This window comes from Leifsonia sp. KNZ13-11D (assembly GCF_056754895.1).
Map to the genome: position 1 here is coordinate 1085262 of NZ_JBPGWU010000001.1, position 22254 is coordinate 1107515.

Below are 22254 nucleotides of genomic sequence, written 5' to 3' on the forward strand. Positions count from 1 at the left end.
GGCCGCAGTAACCCCGGGCTCCAAAACTAGCCGCTTCGAGCGGCCTCGCGCCGAGAGGCGTTCTGCGGCCCGGCACTCATCTGTCGGAGGCACCCGCCGGAAGATCGACAGACCGGGTGAGCACCGAAAGACCGGATGAGCACCGACAGACCGGGTGAGCACCGAAAGACCGGATGAGCACCGACAGACCGGATGAGCACCGACAGACCGGATGAGCGGAGACGACGTGGACGACGCCCCTGCGGTCGATCTCGACGCGCTCCTCGTCCGCACCGCCGCCGGCGACCAGGCCGCCTTCTCGACGTTCTACGATGCCACCGCGGCGCGCGTCCTCGGGCTCGTCCGCCGCCTGCTGATCGACCCCGCGCAGTCGGAGGAGGTCGTGCAGGAGATCTACCTCGAGGCGTGGCAATCCGCTTCGCGTTTCGATCCGAATAAGGGTCGAGCGCAGACGTGGATCCTGACCATGGCCCATCGACGCGCCGTGGATCGGATCCGCGCATCCCAGGCGTCGCGGGACCGCGACACCGCCGTGGGCATCCGCGACCTGCCGACCGCCTATGACGAGGTGGCCGAGACGGTGGAGGTCCGGGTCGAGCACGAAAGGGTGGAGGTTGCCATGGGCAAGCTGAGCGAGCCGCAGCGGCGGGCCGTCACCCTGGCCTACTACGGCGGGCTCAGCCAGTCCGAGGTTGCCGCGGAGCTCGGGATCCCGTTGGGCACAGCCAAGACTCGGCTGCGCGATGCGATGATACGGCTGCGACAGGAACTGGGGGTGACGACATGACCGACGACCACGACCGAGGGGACGCCCGTCTCGGCTTCCGGCTGGGAGCCGACGACGACCAGGAGGCCCGCGCCTTCGAGGAGGTCGCCGCCCAGCTCGCCCTCTCGACGGAGCCGGTGGAGCCCCGTCCAGAATTGAAGGCGGCCCTGTTCGCGCAGCTCGCGAGCACACCTCAGTTGCCGGCTCAGGATGCGGCGCCCGCCGTGCCGATGCCCGCGCCCGCCGTGCCGACTCCCGCGCCCGTCCCGGCGGCTCCGGAGGCCGAGGCGACTGCCGCCCCGACGCCCGCGCCGGCTGCCGACCCCCCGCAGCCCGGCCCCGCCGAGCGCGCCGCGCAGCGCCGCTGGTTCCGGCGTCCCGGCCTCATCCTCGCCGCCGCCGCGGCCGCCGTCGTGCTGTTCATCGGCGGAGCGTTCGTCGGTTCGTCGCTGTCCGGGTCCAACTCGTACCAGTCGCAGCAGGCGTCCGCCCTGGCCGAGATCAATGCGGCCCCGGACGTGCAGCGCGCGACGGCACCCGTCTCCGGTGGCGGCACCGCGACGCTGGTCTGGTCGGGCGAGCTGGGCCGGTCCGCGCTGGTGGCGAACGACCTCCCCGAGCTTCCGGCCGACAAGACCTACGAGCTCTGGTACATCCGCGACGGTCAGGCGACCCCGGCCGGCACCATGCAACCGGCGTCGACCGGTTCGACCTGGCGTGTGCTCACCGGTGAGATGGCCGCCGGGGACACCGTCGGCGTCACCGTGGAACCCCGGGGCGGCTCGGACAAGCCGACCACCGCACCCATCGTGGCCATCGCCTCCTGACCGGCGAACGACGAAGACCCCGCGACACGACGTCGCGGGGTCTTCGTCGTCAGCGGGTGCGGATCAACCGAACCGGCCGGACACGTAGTCCTCGGTCGCCTGGACCGTCGGGTTCGAGAAGATCAGGTTCGTGTCGTTGTACTCGATGAGCTTGCCCGGCTTGCCGGTGCCCGCGATGTTGAAGAAGGCCGTGCGGTCCGAGACGCGGGAGGCCTGCTGCATGTTGTGGGTCACGATGACGATCGTGTACTCGTTCTTCAGCTCCTCGATCAGGTCTTCGATCGCCAGTGTCGAGATCGGGTCGAGGGCGGAGCAGGGCTCGTCCATCAGCAGCACGTCGGGGGAGACGGCGATCGCGCGGGCGATGCAGAGGCGCTGCTGCTGGCCGCCGGAGAGGCCGGAGCCCGGGAGGTTGAGGCGGTCCTTGACCTCGTTCCACAGGTTGGCGCCCTGGAGCGACTTCTCGACCAGGTCGTCGGCGTCGCTCTTCGACATCCGCCGGTTGTTCAGCTTCACGCCGGCGAGCACGTTGTCGCGGATGCTCATGGTCGGGAACGGGTTGGGACGCTGGAACACCATGCCCACCTGGCGGCGCACCAGCACGGGGTCGACGCCCGTGCCGTAGAGGTTGTTGCCGTCGATCAGCACCTCGCCCTCGACGTACGCGCCCGGGATGACCTCGTGCATGCGGTTCAGCGTGCGGAGGAAGGTCGACTTGCCGCATCCGGACGGTCCGATGAACGCCGTGACGGTGCGGGGCTCGATCGTGAGCGACACGCCCTCGACGGCGCGGAAGCTGCCGTAGTAGACGTTGAGGTCGTTGACTTCGATGCGCTTGGACACTGTTTTCCTTAGCTTTCGGGTGCGGGCCGGGTCAGCGGCCGTACTTGGGGGCGAAGACCTTGGCGATGATACGACCGACCAGGTTGAGCACCATCACGATGATGATGAGCGCCAGAGCGCCGGTCCAGGCGCGGTCGATCGACGCCTGAGCGTGGAGACCGGCGGCCTGCGTGTACTGCGTGTAGACGAAGACGGGGAGGGTCATCATCCGGTCGTTGAAGAGGTCGTAGTTCATGCTCGTGGTGAAGCCGGCGACGATGAGGAGTGGCGCAGTCTCGCCGATGACGCGGGCGATGGCCAGCATGACGCCGGTCACCAGACCCGCGATCGACGTCGGCAGGACCACCTTGAGCACGGTGAGCCACTTCGGCACGCCGAGGGCGAGCGAGGCCTCCCGCAGCTCGTTCGGGACGATCCGCAGGATCTCCTCGCTGGAGCGCACGACGACGGGGATCATCAGCACCGACAGCGCGACCGACCCCATGAAGCCGTTGCGGATGCCGGGGCCGAAGAACAGCGCGAACAGGGCGTAGGCGAAGAGACCGGCCACGATCGACGGGATGCCGGTCATCACGTCGACGAAGAAGGTGATGCCGCGGGCGAGCATCCCGCGACCGTACTCGACGAGATAGATCGAGGTGAGCAGCCCGATCGGCACCGAGATGAGGGCCGCCATCAGGGTGATCTCGAGCGTTCCGACGATCGCGTGCAGAGCTCCGCCGCCCGCGCCGATGATGTTGCGCATCGACTCCGAGAAGAAGGCGACGTCGAAGCGGGCGAGGCCCTGCGCGATGACCGTCCAGCCCAGCGAGATGAGGGGCAGCAGGGCGATGATGAACGCGGTCGCGACCAGGGAGGTGATCAGCCGGTCCATCGCCTTGCGCGAGCCCTCCACGAGCAGCGACGTGACGTAGATGGCGACGTCGAACAGCACCGTTCCGAAGAAGATGGCCCCGACGATGTTGAAGCCGTCGGTCGCCCGGCTGACGGCCAGGATGGCGAAGATCGCGACGAAGACGGCCCAGGAGGCGACGAGCAGCACCCACGGGGTCCAACGGGGCAGCTTGCCCGCCGTGTACGAGTTGGTGAGCGGGCGCGGGACGGCCGCGGCGGTCGTGGTGGCCATCAGTTCGCTCCAGAGAAGGCCTTGCGGCGGCTGACGATGTAGCGGGCGAGCATGTTGATCAGCAGCGTCACGACGAACAGCACCAGACCGGATGCGACGAGCGCGTTCACGCCGAGGCCGGTCGCCTCGGGGAACTGGAGGGCGATGTTCGCCGCGATGGTGTTCGGGCTCTGTGCCTGCAGCACCGCGAACTTCACGATCAGCGCGGGCGAGAGCACCATGGCGATCGCGAGCGTCTCGCCGAGCGCGCGGCCGAGGCCGAGCATGATGGCCGAGACGATGCCGCTGCGCGCGAAGGGCAGGACGGCCATCTTGACCATCTCCCAGCGGGTCGCGCCGAGGGCGAGAGCGGCCTCCTCGTGGAGGCGCGGTGTCTGCAGGAAGATCTCGCGGCAGATGGCGGTCATGATCGGGATGACCATGACGGCCAGCACCAGGCCGGCGGTGAGGATGGTGCGGCCCGTGCCGGAGACCGGCGGCGCGAAGAGCGGGATCCAGCCCAGGTAGTCGCCGAGCCACACGTAGAACGGCTGGACGAACGATGCCAGTGTCGCGATGCCCCAGAGGCCGAAGACGACGGACGGAACGGCCGCCAGGAGGTCGATGATGTAGCCCAGCACGACGGCCACGCGCCGCGGGGCGTAGTGCGAGATGAAGAGGGCGATGCCGATGGAGAGCGGCGTGGCGATCAGCAGGGCGATCAGCGCGGCCCAGATGGTGCCGAAGACCAGCGGCCAGACCCACGACCAGAAGTTGGTGGCGTTGTTGGGCAGCTCGCCCGCACCGGCGAAGAGGGCGGGGATGCTCTGGATGACGAGGAACGCGGCCACCGCGGCGAGCGTGGCGAGGATCAGGGATCCGGCCACGACGGTGCTGGTCGAGAAGACGCGGTCGCCGAGGCGGACCTTCGCTCTGGGCCTGATGGCTGCTGCGGTTCCGGCGGTCATTCCTGGCTTTCTCTCATCGGGTGCGCCTTGCGGCTGAAAGGGAGCGCCGCTCGGCCCGGGATGCGGGGGGCAGCCCAGGCCGAGCGGTGGAGTGTTACTTGATGCTGGCGGTGGCCTTCGAGACCTTGGCGGCCAGGTCGCTCGACAGCGGGGCCGAGCCGGCCTGCTCGGCGGCGGCCTTCTGGGCGTCGCTCGAGATGATGTAGTCCACGTAGCCCTTCACCAGGTCCGCCTTGGTGGCGTCCTTGTACTCCTGGCAGGCGACCACGTAGGAGACCAGGACGAGCGGCCAGGCGCCCTTCGAGGTGTCCTTGCGGTCGATCTGGATGGCCAGGTCGTTGGCCTCGCGGCCGTCGGCGATCGGGGACGCTGCGACCACGGCGGCAGCACCGTCGGCGCTGATCTTCTCGTAGTTGTCACCGACCTTCAGCTGGGCGATGCTCAGTCCGGCCGAACCCGACTCGTCGATGTAGGTGATCGAGTTCTTCGCGTTCTTGGTGGCGTCCGCGACACCTGAGGTGCCCTTGGCCGCGTCACCGACCTGGAACGGGAAGGTCTGGGAGGCCGGAGCAGTCCACACGTCGGGGGCGTTCGCGGCGAGGTACTCGGTGAAGTTCTGGGTGGTGCCCGAGTCGTCGGAGCGGTGAACCACGGTGATCGGGGCCGACGGGAGCGTGGCGCCCGAGTTCTGGTCCTTGATCTTGGCGTCGTTCCACGTGGTGATCTTGCCCGAGAAGATGCCCGCGATGGTCGCGGCGTCGAGCTTGAGATCCTTCACGCCGTCGACGTTGTACGCGATGGCGATCGGGGAGATGTAGACGGGGAGGTCGATGCCCTTGCTGCCCGCCGCGCAGCCGGCGAACGTGGAGGCGAGCTCCTGCGTGCTGAGCGCCGCGTCGGAGCCGGCGAAGTCGGCAGCACCTGAGATGAAGCTCTTGCGGCCAGCGCCGGAGCCCTGTGGGTCGTAGTTGATGGTGGCCTTCGGGTTGGCCTGCTGGAACCCGGCGGCCCAGACGGTCTGGGCGGCGCCCTGAGCAGACGAGCCGATGCCGTTGAGCGTGCCGGAGAAGTTCGTCGCGGCGGCCGTCGTGGTCGACGGGGTGCTGCCCTCGTTCGCCGCACACGCGGTGAGGCTGATGGCGGCGGCGGCGAGGAGCGCCACGGGAGCGCCGATGCGCTTGAGATTCACAGTTGTCCCTTCGGGGATCAGTAACAACAGGACGGGGTCGGTGCGACCCGCGTGAGACGCTATTCCCGGTGTCTGTCCAGAGTCCCCCGCAGTGGTAAACGGGAGGTTAACGCGGGGTGTTCTCTTGCCTGCGCGGTCCTGTGAATCCGCGGCGGAATCAGCCGGTGATCTGCACCGCCGTCCCCAGCGGCAGGGCGTCGACCGCGGCGATGGCCTCGGCCGACAGCCGCACACAGCCGTGCGAGACGGCGCCGGTCGCGGTGGTCTGGAAGTGGATGCCGATCAACCCGCCGTCCGAGCCCCCGTACGGCTCGTCTGCCGCCGTGGCGTGCAGCGACGTGAGCTGGATGCGGTGCTCGCTCTGGCCCTGAGCGGGGTCGAGGTAGCGCGCCTGGAGGTATCCCGTCCCGGTGGGGGTCGGTGTGGACGGAGTGCCGACGCCCACGGGGAAGCTCTGCAACGTCTTCCCGTCGTCGTCCCGGATGGTGAGCGTCTGCGCGGTCGTGGAGATCACGATCCGCTTGGTCAGACGCCCCGCGTGACCTAGCGATGCTGTGGGAACCCACGCGGCGCTCTGCGCCGACGCCGGAGCGTCGGGGGTCGCCGATGAGGGAAGCGTGCGACGTGCCGGCGTGAGCACGAGCGACCAGGGGCCGCGCGCGGCCACGCGGACGACGACGGACGGTTCGCCGAGGAAGTTCTTCGCCAGGAGACGGGCGACGGGGGTGGTGAAGTCCTCGCCATAGACGGCGGTGTCGAAGGCCAGGGTGTAAGCGTCGGTGATCGTCCCCTCCGCGGGCGCGTCGACGAGGCCAGGGATCACGGCATCGAACTCGGCCGCAGGCAGGGCCCGGAGGGCGGACGTCGAGAGGCCCTCGGGGAGCGCGGGGCCGACGGCGGCGGACGCGGTCGGCGTCGACGTTCTCGTCGCCGTGGGTGAGGGAGCGGAGGGACTGCATGCGGCGAGAGTGCCGACGAGGATCGTCGCGGCGAGGACCGAAGCGAAGCGGGGGAGGGTCATGTTGTTCTTCCGGGGATCGAGGCACAGCGGAGAGCGGAGAGCGGAAAGCGGAAAGCGGATGGCGGCGGCCCTGGTGGGGCCGCCGCCATCCGTCGGTCGTGCGGGGCGTGTCAGCCGCTGACGACGGGGAGGCGAGGAGCCGTCGCGGTCGCCGCGGGCGTCGCCGCCGCCTGGATGCTCGGCGTCTCGGTCTCGGTGTCGATGTCGGTGTCGGTCTCGGTCTCGCCGGTGGTGATGGTCTCGCCGGTGACCGTGAGCGACGTCTCCTGGCTCACCGCGGAGGTCTCGCCCGTCACCGTGATGGTGAGGGTGCCGGCCCCGACGACCCCGATCATCCAGAGGTGGATGTCGTACGAGCCGTCCGCCGCGGCGGTGCCGGTGAGGGTGTCGAACTTCACACCGTCGAACGCCGCGTCGATCTGCAGGGCCTCGCCCGGCGTGTAGCCGGCGGCGTGGAGATCGAAGCCGATGTTCTCGTCCGCGAGGTCTGCCGTGGTGATCGTCGTGACGCTGGTCGAGATGCCCTTCGGGGCAAGGATCGTCAGTGACACGATGTTGGAGATGTCGCCCTTGTCGCTCACCGCGCCCACACCGAGGCGCACGCCGGGGACGGGCAGCATCGGTGCGGTGGCCGGGGTGTACGTCTCGTGGAACGCGCCGGTGCCATCCGCCGTGACGGTGTGCGTGTCGATCACCTTCGCGACGGAGTCGGCGACCGCGATGGTGACGACCGCGTCGGCGGTGAAGCCGCTGCCGGTCACGTCGAGGCCGGCACCCCACGAGCCGGCCTGGTAGGTGGTGTTGGCGAGAGTGATGGTGCTGGTGGCCGCGTTCGCGGGCGCCGCGGCGAAGAGGCCGCCGGCGACGACGGCTGCCGCCGCCGTGAGGGCCCCGAAGCGGATGCGCTTTGTGCTGGTCATACAGTTCCTCTGGTGGTTCGATGCGTGCCGATCGGCACCCGTCGACGCTACCAGCGTGATATCTCACGTAGCCGATCTCAAACGATTGCGGTCAGTCGGCTCGGGCCCAGCTGTGCTCGCGACGCCCGCGCTCACTGCGGTGCAGGCGTATGGTTCGCGCACCCAAAGCGGTCAGGCCTAGCGGTCCTCCACAGGCGCGTACGTCTCGATCGAGACGATGCCCGACGCCGGGTTGGTCGCCGAGAGGTGCACAACGGAGAAGCCGCCCGTGTCGAGGTCGGCTGCATCGTTGAGGTACCCGCCCGGCATGGTGCCGGTGGCGAGTGCGATCTCGCGCATGATCTCCGGCAGCACCGGCCCGTGGCTGCACAGCACCGCGGTCTTGCGCGACCGGATGCGCTTGCCGACGACGCGGCGCACCTCCGGCCGGCCCTCCTCGTAGGCGTCCTGGCTGATGCCGTGCTCGCGGTGCGGCTTGATGCCGGTCGCGGCGGCGAGCGGCGCCACGGTCGTGACGCAGCGGACGGCGTCGCTCGTCACGATCCGCTTGGGCCGCCACGCCTCGAGCGTCGCCACGTCCCCCGCCGCCTGCTTCACGCCGCGCTCGGTGAGCGGACGGGACGCGTCCGAGCCGTTCCAGCGGTCGCGCGGCTCGGCCTTGCCGTGCCGCAGCGCGATCAACGCGAACGTGGAGGTGATGCCCTGGTGCACCAGGGCGTCGAACGCTTCGAGGATCTCGATGTCGCGCTCATACGTCAGGTAGCCGCGCGCTTTCTTGATGGTGACCCATTCGATCGCCGCGATCTCGCTGTTGGGGACGAACGTCGAGCGCTCGATGGCTTTGTCGCTCACCTCCGCCGCCCAGTAGTGGACGATCTTCTCGCGACCGCTGCTCAGCGGGTACGTGGAGACGCCGAGCGGCACGCCGAGTCCGATCCGCAGGCCGGTCTCCTCGTGGATCTCACGGATCGCCGTCTGCGGGAGGGTCTCGCCGGGGTCCACCTTGCCTTTGGGGATGGTCACGTCGCCGTACTTGGTGCGATGCACGACGAGCACGACGATACGGTCGTCGACCACCCGCCAGCAGAGTGCACCCGCGGCGTAGATGGGCGGGCTCACCGCCTCGTTCCCGTGCGGGTGCTGCGCGGACGGTGACTGTACTGCTGGATCAGCTTGCTCTGGAGGTCGACGAGCGGCTTGCCGTCGGCGTCGAGGTGGTGACGGGTCCAGACGCCGTCCTCGTCGAGCCGCCAGGTCGCGGTGCGCTCGTCGAAGGCGAGGTCGAAGAGGGCTTCCAGCTCGCGCAGGTGGTCCGGATCGGACAGGCGCACGAGTGCCTCGACACGGCGGTCGAGATTGCGGTGCATCATGTCCGCGCTGCCGATGAACACCTGCGGCTCGCCGCCGTTCACGAACGAGAACACCCGCGAGTGCTCCAGGTAGCGGCCCAGCACGGACCGCACCCGGATGTTCTCCGAGAGCCCTTCGCGTCCGGGCACGACGCCGCAGATGCCGCGCACCCAGAGGTCGACGGGGACGCCGGCCTGGCTGGCGCGGTAGAGCGCGTCGATGATCGCCTCGTCCACGATCGAGTTGAGCTTGATCCGGATGCCGGAGGGACGCCCGGCCTCCGCATTGATCCGCTCGGTGTCGATGCGCTTGAGCAGACCCTTGCGCAGGTGGAGAGGCGCGACGAGCAGGCGCTTGAACTTCTTCTCGATCGCGTACCCCGAGAGCTCGTTGAAGAGGCGCGTCAGGTCTTTCCCGACCTGGTCGTCGTCGGTGAACAGGCCGAGGTCTTCGTAGATGCGCGACGTCTTCGGGTTGTAGTTGCCCGTGCCGATGTGGCTGTAGCTCTTGAGCACGCCCTTCTCCTCGCGGATGACGAGCGCAAGCTTGCAGTGCGTCTTCAGTCCGACGAGCCCGTAGACGACGTGCACGCCGGCCTTCTCGAGCTTGCGGGCCCACGAGATGTTGTTCTGCTCGTCGAAGCGCGCTTTGATCTCGACCAGGGCGAGCACCTGCTTGCCGGCCTCGGCGGCGTCGATCAGCGCCTCGACGATCGGGCTGTCGCCCGAGGTGCGGTACAGCGTCTGCTTGATGGCCAGCACGTGCGGATCGGCGGCGGCCTGTTCGAGGAAGGCCTGGACGCTCGTCGCGAACGATTCGTACGGGTGGTGCACCAGCACGTCCTGGCGGGTGATCGCGGCGAAGATGTCGGGCTTCGCGTTCGGCTCGCTCGGCATGAGCTGCGCCGGTGTGGTCGGCACGTGGTTGGGGTAGTGGAGGTCGGGACGGTCGATCTTGGCGAGGTCGAACAGTCCGCCGAGGTCGAGCGGCGCGGGAAGGCGGTAGACCTCCTGCTCGGTCACGTCGAGCTCGCGGACCAGCAGGCCGAGAGTCACCGCATCCATGTCGTCGGTCACTTCGAGCCGGATCGGCGGGCCGAACCGGCGGCGCAGCAGCTCGCGCTCCAGCGCCTGGATGAGGTTCTCCGTCTCGTCCTCGTCGATCTCGACGTCTTCGTTGCGCGTCACCCGGAACACGTGGTGATCGAGGATCTCCATGCCGGGGAAGAGGTCGCCGAGGTGATTGGCGATCAGGTCCTCCAGCATGATGAACCGCACCTGCCCGAGCCCCTCGCGCTGGTCGATGCGCACGAACCGCGGCAGCATCTGCGGCACCTTGAGGCGGGCGAACTGCTCCTTGCCGGTGCGCGAGTTGCGTACGCGGACGGAGAGGTTGAGCGAGAGCCCGGAGATGTAGGGGAACGGGTGGGCCGGATCGACGGCGAGCGGCATCAGCACCGGGAAGATCTGCTGCGAGAAGATGTCGCGCATCTGCGACCGGTCGGCCTCGTCGAGCTCGTCCCAGGTGGCGACCGTGATCCCGGCGTCGCGCAGCGCGGGCAGCACGAGGTCGTGATACGCGCGGGCGTGCCGCAGCTGCAGCTCGTGCGCCTTCTCGGAGATGTCGGCGAGCACCTCTTGCGGGGCCCGCCCGACGTTGGTCGGCACGGCCAGCCCGGTGGCGATGCGGCGCTTGAGGCCGGCGACGCGCACCATGAAGAACTCGTCGAGGTTGCTCGCGAAGATCGCCAGGAAGTTGGCGCGCTCGAGCACCGGCAGCAGCGGATCCTCGGCGAGTTCGAGGACGCGCTGGTTGAAGGCGAGCCAGCTCAGCTCGCGATCGAGGTAGCGGTCGTCGGGAAGCGTGGGATCCGGTTCGTAGATGAAAGGGGCGAAGTCGTCGTCGAAGTCGCTGCCCAGGCTCCCGCCCAGCCCCGTGTCAAGAAGGCCGTTCTCCAGAGTCGTCCGCTCGTCCATTGTTCCATCATGGCACCGCGGGCGGGCACCGGGGACGGCCGCTGGAAAACGGTGGACAAACGGATCCTGTGGACGATTTCCCACATCCGGCGATCACGCCTGCGGCCACGTCGCAGGAGGCCGCGCTCCGGGCGGGATCGTCGGGATCAGGGGCGGACGGACGTAGGGAGGCGGTCGTTCTCCTCCTCGTAGACGTTGAACCGGTAGCCGACATTGCGGACTGTCCCGATCAGCGACTCCAGGTCGCCGAGCTTGGCCCGCAGCCGCCGGACGTGCACGTCGACCGTGCGGGTGCCCCCGAAGTAGTCGTACCCCCACACCTCGCTGAGCAGCTGCTCGCGGGTGAAGACGCGGGAGGGGTGGGTCGCGAAGAAGCGGAGGAGCTCGAACTCCTTGAACGTCAGGTCGAGCTGGCGCCCGTGCGCCTTCGCCGAATAACTGGCCTCGTCGATCGTGATGCCGGACGCCTGGATCTTGGACTGCGAGTGCTCCTGGGTCTGGCGGCCGATGGCGAGCCGGATGCGCGCATCCACCTCGGCGGGACCGGCGGAGTCGAGCACGACGTCGCTGACGCCCCAGTCCGCGCTGACCGCGGTGAGGCCGCCTTCGGTCAGGACCAGCAGGAGCGGGACCGTCACGCCGGTGGTGGTGAGGATCTTGCACAGCGACTTCGCGCTCGCGAGGTCGCGGCGCGCATCCACGAAGATGAGGTCGCAGCTGGGGGCGTTGACCAGCGACGCCGGCTCGGCGGGGATCTGGCGAACGCGGTGGCTGAGCAGGGCGAGGGCGGGGAGCACCTCGGCGCCCGGCCCGGCGGAGTCCGCACCCGACGACCCCGGTCCGGCCCCGAGCGACCCGGTGCCGCTGGAAGCGGACGGACCCGGCGCGGACGTGAGGATCAGAAGTTGCGCCACCCATTCCTCCTCATCCGTCTGTCCCGCAATGCTACCGGAAACGGGAGGAGCCACTTCCGGCTGCCCGGTGCCGGCCGGCCGGGGCACAATGGGAGGGTGACCGACGACATCCCGGAGACCCCCGCACCGCACGCGCTCGGCCCTGCCGCTGCGGCCGGCCCGGCCGAGCCGCCGCTGCCGCGCTGGGCGTCCCGGCTCAGCATCGGGTCGGTGTGGGCGGTGGCGCTGCTGCTCGGCATCCTCATCGCCGCCCTCGCGCATCCCGGAGGCTACGCGTCGTGGCTGTCGCTGGCGCTCGCGGTGTGTGCGCTGCTGTCCTTCGTCTCGCAGCTGGCGACCCAGCAGAAGGACGGTTTCATCACCCGCCTCGCGGCGACGCTGACCGGCAGTTTCGTGGTGCTCGGCCTGTTCGGCGCGATCCTCGCCCTCGCATCCGGCATGCGCTGAGCGCCTCCGCTCGACTGTCGGTGGGCGACGGCTAGACTGAGGTCATGCTGGTCGCCCTCGAACTCTTCTTCATCGGCCTTCTCGGCCTCGCAACGCTCGCCATCCTCGGCGTCTCCGGCGTGGTGGTGTACAACCTCTTCCGCGGACAGCGCTGATCCCCGGTCGATCATGATCGAGATCCCGACCGATCTTCCCGCCGAGCTGGTCCCTCTCTCCTGGCTGATCGGCGTGTGGGAGGGGACCGGTGTGCTCGATTACGCGATCGGGGAGGAGCACACCGAGCGGGAGTTCGGCCAGCGGATCAGCTTCAGTCACGACGGTCTCGGCTACCTCAACTACTCGTCCACCTCCTGGGTGCTCGACGAGCAGCACACGCCGCTGGCCGCCGAGACCGGCTACTGGCGGCTGCACCGCACGCTGGTCGAGGGCGACCCGGGGCCGGCGATGCTGCCGGGCAGCGGCGTCCGGCCCTTCAACACGGCGCAGTCGGTGGAGACCCTGCGCAACTCGAACGGGGCGTTCGACATCGATGTGTCGATCATCCACCCCGACGGCGTCAGCGAGATCTACGTCGGGCAGGTGGCCGGTCCGCGGATCGACCTGGCGACCGACGCGGTGATGCGCACGGCCGGGGCGAAGGAGTACGCAGCAGCCACCCGCCTCTACGGTCTCGTCGAGAACCACCTGCTCTGGGCGTGGGACATCGCGGCCCTCGGGCAGGATCTGCGCACGCACGCCTCCGCCCGCCTCGCCAAGGTCGAGTGACGCCGTGACCGATCGCTCTCCGTTCCTCGACCTGCCCGGCGCGGTCGACCTCACCGGCTCCGGCGTGCCGTCGCACTACGGCAGCCCGCTCGCCGAGCAGCGCGCGCTCGCCGAAGGCGGCGCCATCGTCGACCTGTCCGATCGCGCGGTGCTCACCGTGCAGGGTCCGGACCGGCTGAGCTGGCTCAACTCGCTGACCAGCCAGGCGCTCACTGGCCTCGCGCCGGGGGAGTCCTCCGAGACCCTGCTGCTGGATGTGACGGGCCGCGTCGAGCACGCCGCCCGCGTGCTCGACGACGGCGACACGGTCTGGCTGCTGGTCGACCGTCCCGAGGCGGAGGGGCTGCTCGCGTGGCTGACCTCGATGCGCTTCATGCTCCGCGTCGAGCTGGCCGACCGCACCGCCGACCTCGCGACGATCGGCGCGCTGGGCGACCCGCCCCTCCCGATCGCCGCACCGAACGGCGTCCCGCTGATCTGGCACGACCCGTGGCGGGAGGTCGCGCCCGGCGGCCATCAGTACGCCCGCGGTGAGCACCCCGGAGCGGGATGGACGTGGAGCGAGCGCCTGGTGCCCCGCGACGCACTGCCGTCGCTGGTCTCGCGCGTGACGAGCGGCGAGCTCGCGGTGGCCGGTACGGTCGCGGCGGAGGCGCTGCGCATCGCCGCGTGGCGTCCGCGCTTCTCCACAGAGGTGGACGAGCGCACCATCCCGCACGAGCTGGACTGGCTGCGCACCGCCGTGCACCTGAGCAAGGGCTGCTACCGCGGTCAGGAGACCGTGGCGAAGGTGCACAACCTGGGTCACCCGCCGCGCCGCCTGGTCATGCTGCACCTGGACGGTTCGGAGGGAGTCCATCCGGTGACCGGCGCAGCCGTGTCGCTCGACGGTCAGGAGGTCGGCACCGTGACCTCCACTGCGCTGCACTACGAGCTGGGCCCGATCGCGCTCGCCGTCGTGAAGCGGTCGACGGATCCGTCGGCGACGCTGCTGGTGGATGCGGACGGCACGGCGGTCACGGCCGCGCAGGAGATCGTGGTGCCTCCGGAGGCCGGAGCCGAGGCGCACGTCCCGCGGCTGCCGCGGCTCGGCGCGGTCACACGCGCGCCGCGCGTGTAGCGCGTAGCGTGTTGCGCCGCTCGTGTAGCGCGTCGCGTATCGCGCGTTCAGCCCGCGTGGTCCGCCGGGGCGACGGCCTCCCACGCCACGGTCAGTTCGCCCAGCCGCCAGCGTCGCAGGCCGCCGATCACCGGCCAGCCCGCGTCGCGCATCCCGCGCGCCACGGCGATCCACCGCTGGCTGGGCCCGTAGGCTGCGAGCGGCGAGTGGATGCGCCACGCGCGATCCAGGTCGCCGAGAAACGCATGCACCCGCTCGCCGGGGACATTGCGGTGGATGAGCGCCTTCGGCAGCCGCTCGGCGACCACCGACGGCGCATCCAGTCCGCGGAGGCGGAGGGAGACCGTGAGCGAGCGCGGACCGGCCGCGTCCAGGGCGACCCAGCTGGCGATCCGGCCGATCTCGTCGCAGGTGCCCTCGACCAGGAGGCCGTCCGGCTGCAGGCGGGACCGCATCCGCTTCCACGCTCCCGCGACCTCCACCTCGCGGTACTGCCGGAGCACGTTGAAGGCGCGGATCACCGTCGCCTGCCGGCCGCCGGGCAGCGGCACCTCGAAGCCGCCGAGGCCGAAACGGATTCGAGCCTGCGGGTCGAAGGCGGTGCGGCCCTCCCGGACCGCCGCGAGCTGCTCGTTCGCGGTGCGCACCCGTCCCGGTTCGATCTCCAGGCCGACGACCTCGACGTCCGGGCGCACCGACGCCAGCCGCTGGTGCAGTTCGAGCGCCGTCACGCCGCTCGCGCCGTAACCCAGGTCGACGACGAGCGGGTCGGGGGTGCGCCGGAGCTCCGGCTGCGCGGCGATCCAGCGGTCGACACGGCGCAGCCGGTTGGTGTTCGTCGTGCCGCGCGTGACGGTGCCGACGGCGCCGGAAGCCATGCGTCCAGTCTGCCAGCGGTCGGCGAAGGACGTCGCGAGGCCGTGGCCGGCCGGGTGAGCGCGGGCGGCCCGCATCCCCGCAAGGCGATAGATTGGAGCACATGGCCGCTCCCTACACCCTGATCCTCCTGCGCCACGGCAGCAGCGAGTGGAACGAGAAGAACCTGTTCACCGGCTGGGTCGACGTCTGCCTCAGCGAGACCGGCGTCGCCGAGGCCGAGCGGGCGGGCGAACTGCTCCGCGACTCCGGCCTCGCGCCCGACGTGCTGCACACCTCGGTGCTCACCCGCGCCATCCAGACCGCGAACTACGCGCTCGACGTCGCCGACCGGCTGTGGATCCCGGTGCAGCGTTCGTGGCGTCTGAACGAGCGCCACTACGGCGCCCTGCAGGGGCTCGACAAGGCCGAGACCCTCGAGAAGTTCGGGCCGGAGCAGTTCCAGCTCTGGCGCCGGTCGTTCGACGTGCCGCCGCCCCCGCTTCCCGACGACAGCGAGTTCTCGCAGGTGGGCGACCCGCGCTACGCCGGTCTCGGCGACGAGCTGCCGCGCACGGAGTGCCTGAAGGACGTCATCGAGCGGATGCTGCCCTACTGGGAGTCCGACATCACCCGCGACCTCGCCGCAGGCAAGACGGTGCTGGTGACGGCCCACGGCAACTCGCTGCGAGCCCTGGTGAAGCACCTCGACGGCATCTCCGACGAGGACATCGCCGCGCTCAACATCCCCACCGGCATCCCGCTGGTCTACAAGCTCGGCGCGGACTTCACCCCGCTCGAGCCGTCGTACTACCTCGACCCGGAGGCGGCCGCCGCGGGCGCCGCCGCGGTCGCCGCGCAGGGCAAGAAGTAGTCACGGCCAGCACCTTCGTCGTCGTCGCGTTCCTCCCGGGACGCGGCGACGACGTGTTTCCGGAGCGATTCCCGGCCGCTGACTGGCCGTTGCACGTGACGATCGTGCCGCCGTTCGAGACGGAGCTGTCCGCGGACGGAGTCGCCGCCCTGCTGCCCGCCGTCCCGCCGATCCCGGTCACCGGGGGAGCGCGGGAGCGTTTCGGCGCGCACCGCACGGTCCCCGTGACGGTGCTGCGCGCGTCCCCGTCGCTGCACGCCGTGCACACTGCGGCGGTCGACGCCCTCGAAGCCGCCGGCGTCATCCTGCGCGACCAGCGCCACCTGCGCGACGGCTACCGCCCGCACGTGACCGACCAGCGCTCCGGCCGCCTGCACCCCGGCGAGCACGCCCTCCTCACCGCGCTCTGCGTCGTCGCGCGGTCCCCCCACTCCACGCGCTCCGTCGCCGCCCGCGTCCCCCTGCACCCGTGACCCCACCGTCGAGTACACGAAAACTGCACGCGACGCGCCGCGCCAGCGTGCAGTTTTCGTGTACTCGACGGAGGGGGGAGGGGGGAGCCGCGTCAGGAGGCGAGTTCGGGGGCCCAGTCGCCGGTCGCCAGGTACTGGACCTTCTTGGCGATCGAGACGGCGTGGTCCGCGAAGCGCTCGTGGTAGCGGGAGGCGAGAGTCGCGTCGACCGTGTCGACGGCCTGGCCCTTCCACGTCTCGCCGAGCACCTTGTCGAAGACGCTGATGTGCAGCTCGTCGATGTCGTCGTCGTCGTTGCGGATCTCGTCGGCGAGGCGCAGGTCCTGCGTGCGGAGCAGCTCGGAGAGCTTCTCCGCGATTTGCACGTCGAGCCGTCCCATCTCGGAGAACGTGCCGCGCAGGCTCTTCGGGACCACCTTGTCCGGGAAGCGGTAGCGCGCCAGCTGGGCGATGTGCTCGGCCATGTCGCCCATACGCTCCAGCGACGCGCTGATGCGGAGGGCGCTGACCACGATGCGCAGGTCGCGGGCGACCGGCTGCTGGCGGGCGAGGATCTGGATGGACAGCTCGTCGAGCAGGACGGTGAGCTCGTCGATCCGGTGGTCGTTGACGATCACGTCCTCGGCGAGGCTCACATCCGACTCGTTGAACGCCTGCGTGGCGTTCCGGATGGAGAGGACCACGAGTTCGGCGATCTCGACGAGCCGGTCCTGAACCTCCGCCAGCTCCTGCTGGAAGACTTCGCGCATGGGGTGGATCCTTCCTGGCGTGCGCGGGCACGCGGGATGTCGGGACCTTCTGGCCCCGTATGCATGTTCGCGAGAGCAGGTTAACAAACGGTGCCCCCCGGCTGAACACTGTCTAACGTACCCGCGAAAAGACGCGGCCGGTGGTGGGATGCGTCCATGCGGGCGTAACGGCATCACCTACGCTGAGAGCCATGGACTCCACCTGGTTGGTGCTGCTGTCGCTGGGCCTGGGGCTCGCCGTCGGCGCCGGTTTCGTGTGGGTCCTGCACATTGCCGCACGCCGCGGCCACCATGCGGCCGCGGTCGTCAACCCGGCAGTGCCGGACGGGGTCGACCAGGTGCTCGATGCGCTCGAGTCGGCGGGTGTCGTCCTCGACCCCTCGAACAACGTCATCAAGGCGTCCCCGGGCGCGCACGCGATCGGCCTGGTCTGGAACGGCCTCCTGGTCCACCCGCACCTGGTCGAGCTCGTGGACCGCGTCCGGCGCACCGGCGCGTCGATCACCGAGGAGTGCGAGCTGTCGCGCGGCCCGTTCGGCGACGCGGGCATCCATCTGAGCGTTCGGGTGGCGCGTCTCGGCTCCCGCTACATCCTGCTGCTCGCGGAGGACCGCACCGAGTCCTTCCGCCTGGAGGCGGTCCGGCGCGACTTCGTCGCCAACATCAGCCACGAGCTGAAGACGCCGATCGGCGCGGTCGGCCTGCTCGCCGAGGCCCTGGACGACGCCTCCGACGACCCCGACCAGGTGCGCCGGTTCGCACTGCGGCTCTCGGAGGAGGCGCAGCGCCTGGCGCGCATCACCCAGGACATCATCGAGCTGAGCCGGCTGCAGGCGACGGATGCGCTGGGCGACGCCCGCGAGCTCTCGGCCAGCAAGGTCGTCAAGGCGGCGATCGACCAGAACCGCGTGGCCGCGGAGACGCGCAACATCGAGCTGGCGATGCGCGGCGACAAGCAGGCGCAGGTGATCGGCAACGAGGGCCTCCTGGTCACGGCCGTCCACAACCTCATCTCGAACGCCATCCAGTACTCGCCCGACGACTCCCGCATCGGCATCGGCGTGCGCAACACCGGGGGAGTCGTGGAGATCGCCGTCACGGACCAGGGCGAGGGCATCCCGGAGGAGGACCTGGACCGCGTCTTCGAGCGCTTCTTCCGCGTCGACCAGGCGCGGTCACGCAACACGGGCGGCACCGGTCTCGGTCTCGCGATCGTCAAGCACGCCGTGCAGAACCACGGCGGCGAGGTGCGCGTGTGGTCGCAGCCGGGGCGCGGCTCCACGTTCACGATCCGGTTGCCGGAAGCCTCCACCGTCCGACCCCCGATAGGAGACACCCAGTGACATCCATCCTGCTCGTCGAGGATGAGGCCGCGCTCAGCGAGCCGCTCGCGTACCTGCTGAAGCGGGAGGGCTACGAGGTCGAGGTCGCAGAGGACGGTCCGAGCGCGCTCGCGGCGTTCGAGCGTGCCGGCGCGGACCTCGTCCTGCTCGACCTGATGCTGCCGGGCATCCCGGGCACCGAAGTGTGCCGCGAGATCCGGACCCGCTCGAATGTCCCGATCATCATGCTGACCGCCAAGGACTCCGAGGTGGACATCGTGGTCGGGCTGGAGCTCGGCGCGGACGACTACGTCACCAAGCCGTACTCGTCGCGCGAGCTGCTCGCCCGCATCCGGGCGGTGCTGCGCCGCCGGGTCGAGGAGGAGCTTCAGGACGACGGCGTGCTGGAGGCCGGCACCGTGCGCATGGATGTGGACCGCCACACCGTCGCCGTCAACGGCACCGAGATCTCCATGCCGCTGAAGGAATTCGAGCTGCTGGAGCTGCTGCTCCGCAACGCCGGCCGTGTGCTCACCCGGGGACAGCTCATCGACCGGGTGTGGGGGAGCGACTACTTCGGCGACACCAAGACGCTCGACGTGCACATCAAGCGCATCCGCTCACGGATCGAGGAGAGTCCGTCGGAGCCCCGGATGCTCGTCACGGTGCGCGGGCTGGGGTACCGCTTCAACGCCTGACACCCGGTACCCGCCGGAGCGGACGGGGAAGCCGCCCGGTGCGATGCGCCGGGCGGCTTCGTCGTTGCGTCGGGGGGCTACTGGGCGGCCGGCAGGATGGTCGGCGGGACCAGGCTCTTGTACTCGGGCAGCTGGCCGTCGAGCACCGGGACCTCGAGGTTGACGCCGGTCTCGCTGCCGTACTGGAAATAGACGGAGTAGAGCGCGCCGGGCTTGGTGGTGAACTCCGGGATGAGCACGTTGCTCGTGCCGCCGTTCTCCGGGTCCTGACCGAGCTGCTTGACCTGGCCGGGCTCGACGGTGACGTGCGCGGCGGAGGAGCTGCTGTCGCCGGCGCTGATCGCCAGGCGGTGGCTCTTGTCGCCGGTGTTCACGAGGGTGACCACGAGGTTGCCCACCGTGCCGTCCTTCGCGTCGGTGAGGATGATCGCGTTGCGCACGTCGATCGTGCCGACCGCCCCGCTCACTCCGTCGCTCGCGTCGTAATGCTTGGTGGTGGCCTGCGGGGCGACGAGACCGCATCCCGCGGTACCGAACACGACGGCCAGGGCGAGGGCGACGGACGTCGCGACTCGTGCTTTCACGGATGACCCTCCCGGTGGAATTCTCGCTTCGACTCTATCCCATCGGCAGGGGCGCTCCGGGCCTGCGGGAGGCGCGGGGGCGAACCTTAGCACGTGCCTCATGTGGTATCCTATTCATTGCTGAAGGGACAACAAATCTATGCTTTTCGAGGTTGGCGAGACCGTCGTCTATCCGCACCACGGTGCCGCAACGATCACCGAAGTCAAGAAGAGAATCATCAAGGGTGAAGAGAAGCTGTACCTCAAGCTCAATGTGACTCAGGGCGACCTGACCATCGAGGTCCCCGCCGATAATGTCGACCTCGTCGGAGTGCGCGACGTCATCGGCAAGGAGGGCCTCGACCGCGTGTTCGAGGTGCTGCGAGCCCCCTTCACCGAGGAGCCGACCAACTGGTCCCGCCGCTACAAGGCCAATCTTGAGAAGCTCGCCTCTGGCGACGTCATCAAGGTTTCCGAGGTCGTCCGCGACCTGTGGCGCCGCGATCAGGACCGCGGCCTCTCCGCCGGTGAGAAGCGCATGCTCGCCAAGGCGCGCCAGATCCTCATCTCCGAGCTGGCTCTGGCCGAGAAGACCGACGACGAGAAGGCCTCGAGCCTGCTCGACGAGGTCCTGGCCTCCTAGGCGGCCGCACCGCTTATCGTCCGAAGCCCCGCTGCACCGTGCAGCGGGGCTTCGTCGTTCCCGCGGGCGTTTCCCGCGGCGCCGCGTCTGCGTCGCCGCGTCTGCCGTGCCGCGTCTGCCGTGCCGCGTCCGCGGCTGCGGTGCCGCGTCACGTCTGCGGGTGCGCGTGCAGGCGCAGTCGTGACGGGAGGCCGCGGACGCCGTGTCCCGGTACGGTGGTCGGGTGGACAGCTACACCGGGCCGCGCGTCGCGGTCGTGATCGTCGCCGCCGGCTCCGGCGTCCGGCTCGGCGCCGAGCGCCCGAAAGCGTTCGTGACCCTGCACGGACTGACGCTCCTCGAGCGCTCGCTGCATGCCGTCCGAGGTATGCGTCACGTGGCCGACCCGATCGTCGTGGCCCCGGCAGATCTGGTCGCCGAGGCTGCGGAGCTGGCCGAGCGCGCCTCCCGCCGCCCGGTGCAGGTCGTGGCCGGGGGAGCCACCCGCCAGCGCTCTGTGGCAGAGGGCCTCGCGGTGGTCGACCCGTCCGTCGAGGTGGTGCTCGTGCACGACGCCGCCCGGGCGCTCGCACCGTCCGCTCTGTTCGACGCCGTGGTGGATGCGGTCGTCGAGCGCGGCTACGGCGTCATCCCGGGTCTGCCCGTCAGCGACACGGTGAAGCGCGTCGGCGCAGACGGCATCGTGCACGAGACGGTGGACCGGTCCGCGCTCGCGGCCGTGCAGACGCCGCAGGCCTTCCCGCGCGAGCAGTTGCTGACCGCCTACGCCCTGGCCGAGAGCGACGAGACCGACGACGCCGGTCTGGTGGCGGCCGCAGGGTTCCGGGTGGATGTGGTCCCCGGCGACGCGCACGCCTTCAAGGTGACGACCCCCTGGGACCTGCGCCGCGCCGAGGAGCTGCTCGCCGGCTCCCGGCTGCCGCGGATCGGGTCGGGCAGCGACACGCACGCCTACGATCCGGCCGCCGAGCTGTGGCTGGCGGGCCTGCACTGGCCGGGCGAACCGGGTCTCGCCGGGCACAGCGACGGGGATGCGGTGGCTCACGCCATCGTCGACGCGCTGCTGTCCGCCGCAGGCCTCGGTGACATCGGCGGCGTCTTCGGGACCGGGGATCCGCGGTTCTCCGGCGCGCACGGCGACGTGTTCCTCACCGAGGCCCGGCGACGGGTGGAGGAGGCCGGCTTCCGCATCGGCAACGTCGCGGTTCAGGTCGTCGGCAACCGGCCGAAGCTCGCGGGCCGCCGGGCGGAGGCCGAGGAGCGGCTGTCTGCCATCCTCGGCGCCCCGGTCTCGGTCGGCGCGACGACGACCGACGGTCTGGGCTTCACCGGCCGGGGCGAGGGTCTCACCGCGCAGGCCACCGCGCTGCTGCTCGGCTGAGCACCGAGCGGCATCGCGGCCGACGCGGCACCGGGCCTACTCTGACCGATGGAGTGCCGCACCGGCGGCGCCGGGAAGGGGCACGACATGGCATCCACGGACACCGAGACGGTGGCGCGGCGGTACATCCAGGCGGTGGGGGCGCGGGACGAGGATCCCCTGAACGACCTCTTCGACGTGGCCCTGGTGGCGGAGTTCGCCGGTTCGACGCTCGACAAGGAGGGATGGACGGCCGCGCTGCGCCGGCTGATGCCCGCGATCCTCCGCAACGAGATCCGCGAGGTGTTCACGGAGGGCGACCGCGCCTGCATCGTCTACGACTTCGTCACGGACACCGCGGCCGGCGCTGTGCGGTGCGTCGAACTGCTGACCGTGCGCGGCGGGCGCATCGCGCGCATCGAGCTCCTGCTCGACCGTGTCGCCTTCGCCCCGGTGAACGAGGAGCTGGCGAAGCGCGCGGCCTCGTAGGCCGTGCGACCTCTAGG

The 22254-nt window shown here is 70.1% G+C and carries 24 protein-coding genes; 12 read left to right on the top strand and 12 right to left on the bottom strand.

Annotated elements, in window-relative coordinates:
* Positions 1-226: 226 nt before the first annotated feature.
* Together sigK and ACR9Y5_RS05500 are read left to right on the top strand one after the other, a co-directional pair.
* Positions 227-787: an ECF RNA polymerase sigma factor SigK gene (sigK, locus tag ACR9Y5_RS05495; RefSeq protein ID WP_481297013.1), complete on the top strand. Its 561-nt coding sequence runs from the start codon at positions 227-229 to the stop codon at positions 785-787.
* Positions 784-1593, top strand: a complete 810-nt coding sequence (locus tag ACR9Y5_RS05500) for an anti-sigma factor (RefSeq protein ID WP_481297014.1) — start codon at positions 784-786, stop codon at positions 1591-1593. Before sigK ends, ACR9Y5_RS05500 begins: the two co-directional genes overlap by 4 nt.
* 63 nt (positions 1594-1656) lie before the next feature.
* On the opposite strand, the gene pstB is transcribed toward ACR9Y5_RS05500, so the two are convergent.
* The 9 genes from pstB to ACR9Y5_RS05545 form a co-directional block, all read right to left on the bottom strand.
* Complete coding sequence (pstB, locus tag ACR9Y5_RS05505; protein ID WP_481297015.1) at positions 1657-2436, bottom strand: phosphate ABC transporter ATP-binding protein PstB; 780 nt, start codon at positions 2434-2436, stop codon at positions 1657-1659.
* Between the two features lie 31 nt (positions 2437-2467).
* On the bottom strand, positions 2468-3562 hold the full coding sequence (gene pstA, locus ACR9Y5_RS05510) for a phosphate ABC transporter permease PstA (protein ID WP_481297016.1): 1095 nt from the start codon (positions 3560-3562) through the stop codon (positions 2468-2470).
* Entirely contained in the window at positions 3562-4509 is a 948-nt protein-coding gene (pstC, locus tag ACR9Y5_RS05515; protein ID WP_481297017.1) for a phosphate ABC transporter permease subunit PstC, read from the bottom strand. Before pstC ends, pstA begins: the two co-directional genes overlap by 1 nt.
* A gap of 94 nt (positions 4510-4603) precedes the next feature.
* On the bottom strand, positions 4604-5698 hold the full coding sequence (pstS, locus tag ACR9Y5_RS05520) for a phosphate ABC transporter substrate-binding protein PstS (RefSeq protein WP_481297018.1): 1095 nt from the start codon (positions 5696-5698) through the stop codon (positions 4604-4606).
* A 157-nt stretch (positions 5699-5855) separates the two neighbouring features.
* Positions 5856-6719: a L,D-transpeptidase gene (locus ACR9Y5_RS05525; RefSeq protein ID WP_481297019.1), complete on the bottom strand. Its 864-nt coding sequence runs from the start codon at positions 6717-6719 to the stop codon at positions 5856-5858.
* A gap of 110 nt (positions 6720-6829) precedes the next feature.
* Complete coding sequence (locus ACR9Y5_RS05530) at positions 6830-7639, bottom strand: hypothetical protein (protein ID WP_481297020.1); 810 nt, start codon at positions 7637-7639, stop codon at positions 6830-6832.
* Between the two features lie 177 nt (positions 7640-7816).
* The gene (locus tag ACR9Y5_RS05535; protein ID WP_481297021.1) at positions 7817-8758 is read right to left on the bottom strand and encodes an NUDIX hydrolase; all 942 of its coding nucleotides are present in this window, start codon (positions 8756-8758) and stop codon (positions 7817-7819) included.
* Positions 8755-10965, bottom strand: coding sequence for an RNA degradosome polyphosphate kinase (locus ACR9Y5_RS05540; protein ID WP_481297022.1), 2211 nt, complete (start codon positions 10963-10965; stop codon positions 8755-8757). Before ACR9Y5_RS05540 ends, ACR9Y5_RS05535 begins: the two co-directional genes overlap by 4 nt.
* A 146-nt stretch (positions 10966-11111) precedes the next feature.
* Positions 11112-11879 (bottom strand): response regulator transcription factor, encoded by a 768-nt coding sequence (locus ACR9Y5_RS05545; protein ID WP_481297023.1) that lies wholly within the window; start codon positions 11877-11879, stop codon positions 11112-11114.
* 96 nt (positions 11880-11975) lie between these two features.
* Between ACR9Y5_RS05545 and ACR9Y5_RS05550 the strand changes: the two genes are divergently transcribed.
* The 3 genes from ACR9Y5_RS05550 (at position 11976) to ygfZ (ending at position 14211) form a co-directional block, all read left to right on the top strand.
* Positions 11976-12326, top strand: coding sequence for a hypothetical protein (locus ACR9Y5_RS05550; protein ID WP_481297024.1), 351 nt, complete (start codon positions 11976-11978; stop codon positions 12324-12326).
* Positions 12327-12494: 168 nt separating this feature from the next.
* A complete protein-coding gene (locus ACR9Y5_RS05555) occupies positions 12495-13091 on the top strand; it encodes a heme-binding beta-barrel domain-containing protein (RefSeq protein ID WP_481297025.1) in 597 nt (198 codons plus the stop codon).
* 4 nt (positions 13092-13095) lie between these two features.
* Complete coding sequence (gene ygfZ / locus ACR9Y5_RS05560; RefSeq protein ID WP_481297026.1) at positions 13096-14211, top strand: CAF17-like 4Fe-4S cluster assembly/insertion protein YgfZ; 1116 nt, start codon at positions 13096-13098, stop codon at positions 14209-14211.
* Between the two features lie 47 nt (positions 14212-14258).
* On the opposite strand, the gene ACR9Y5_RS05565 is transcribed toward ygfZ, so the two are convergent.
* Positions 14259-15089, bottom strand: a complete 831-nt coding sequence (locus tag ACR9Y5_RS05565) for a class I SAM-dependent methyltransferase (protein WP_481297027.1) — start codon at positions 15087-15089, stop codon at positions 14259-14261.
* Between the two features lie 101 nt (positions 15090-15190).
* On the opposite strand from ACR9Y5_RS05565, the gene ACR9Y5_RS05570 reads away from it, so the two are divergent.
* Positions 15191-15940: a phosphoglyceromutase gene (locus ACR9Y5_RS05570; RefSeq protein ID WP_481297028.1), complete on the top strand. Its 750-nt coding sequence runs from the start codon at positions 15191-15193 to the stop codon at positions 15938-15940.
* A gap of 53 nt (positions 15941-15993) precedes the next feature.
* Positions 15994-16413 (top strand): 2'-5' RNA ligase family protein, encoded by a 420-nt coding sequence (locus ACR9Y5_RS05575; protein WP_481297029.1) that lies wholly within the window; start codon positions 15994-15996, stop codon positions 16411-16413.
* Positions 16414-16505: 92 nt separating this feature from the next.
* On the opposite strand, the gene phoU is transcribed toward ACR9Y5_RS05575, so the two are convergent.
* Positions 16506-17162: a phosphate signaling complex protein PhoU gene (gene phoU / locus ACR9Y5_RS05580; RefSeq protein ID WP_310130692.1), complete on the bottom strand. Its 657-nt coding sequence runs from the start codon at positions 17160-17162 to the stop codon at positions 16506-16508.
* A 191-nt stretch (positions 17163-17353) separates the two neighbouring features.
* On the opposite strand from phoU, the gene ACR9Y5_RS05585 reads away from it, so the two are divergent.
* Entirely contained in the window at positions 17354-18505 is a 1152-nt protein-coding gene (locus ACR9Y5_RS05585; protein WP_481297030.1) for a sensor histidine kinase, read from the top strand.
* On the top strand, positions 18502-19182 hold the full coding sequence (locus tag ACR9Y5_RS05590) for a response regulator (protein WP_481297031.1): 681 nt from the start codon (positions 18502-18504) through the stop codon (positions 19180-19182). The genes ACR9Y5_RS05585 and ACR9Y5_RS05590 overlap by 4 nt, the downstream gene beginning before the upstream one ends.
* 77 nt (positions 19183-19259) lie before the next feature.
* On the opposite strand, the gene ACR9Y5_RS05595 is transcribed toward ACR9Y5_RS05590, so the two are convergent.
* Positions 19260-19766 (bottom strand): hypothetical protein, encoded by a 507-nt coding sequence (locus ACR9Y5_RS05595; protein WP_481297032.1) that lies wholly within the window; start codon positions 19764-19766, stop codon positions 19260-19262.
* Between the two features lie 139 nt (positions 19767-19905).
* Here ACR9Y5_RS05595 and ACR9Y5_RS05600 point away from each other — a divergent pair, with 139 nt between their 5' ends.
* The 3 genes from ACR9Y5_RS05600 to ACR9Y5_RS05610 all read left to right on the top strand — a co-directional run bounded on the left by ACR9Y5_RS05600 (position 19906) and on the right by ACR9Y5_RS05610 (position 22237).
* Positions 19906-20388: a CarD family transcriptional regulator gene (locus ACR9Y5_RS05600; protein ID WP_301211919.1), complete on the top strand. Its 483-nt coding sequence runs from the start codon at positions 19906-19908 to the stop codon at positions 20386-20388.
* Between the two features lie 223 nt (positions 20389-20611).
* Positions 20612-21769: a 2-C-methyl-D-erythritol 4-phosphate cytidylyltransferase gene (gene ispD / locus ACR9Y5_RS05605; RefSeq protein WP_481297033.1), complete on the top strand. Its 1158-nt coding sequence runs from the start codon at positions 20612-20614 to the stop codon at positions 21767-21769.
* Positions 21770-21856: 87 nt separating this feature from the next.
* The gene (locus ACR9Y5_RS05610; RefSeq protein ID WP_481297034.1) at positions 21857-22237 is read left to right on the top strand and encodes a nuclear transport factor 2 family protein; all 381 of its coding nucleotides are present in this window, start codon (positions 21857-21859) and stop codon (positions 22235-22237) included.
* The last annotated feature ends 17 nt before the right edge of the window (positions 22238-22254 follow it).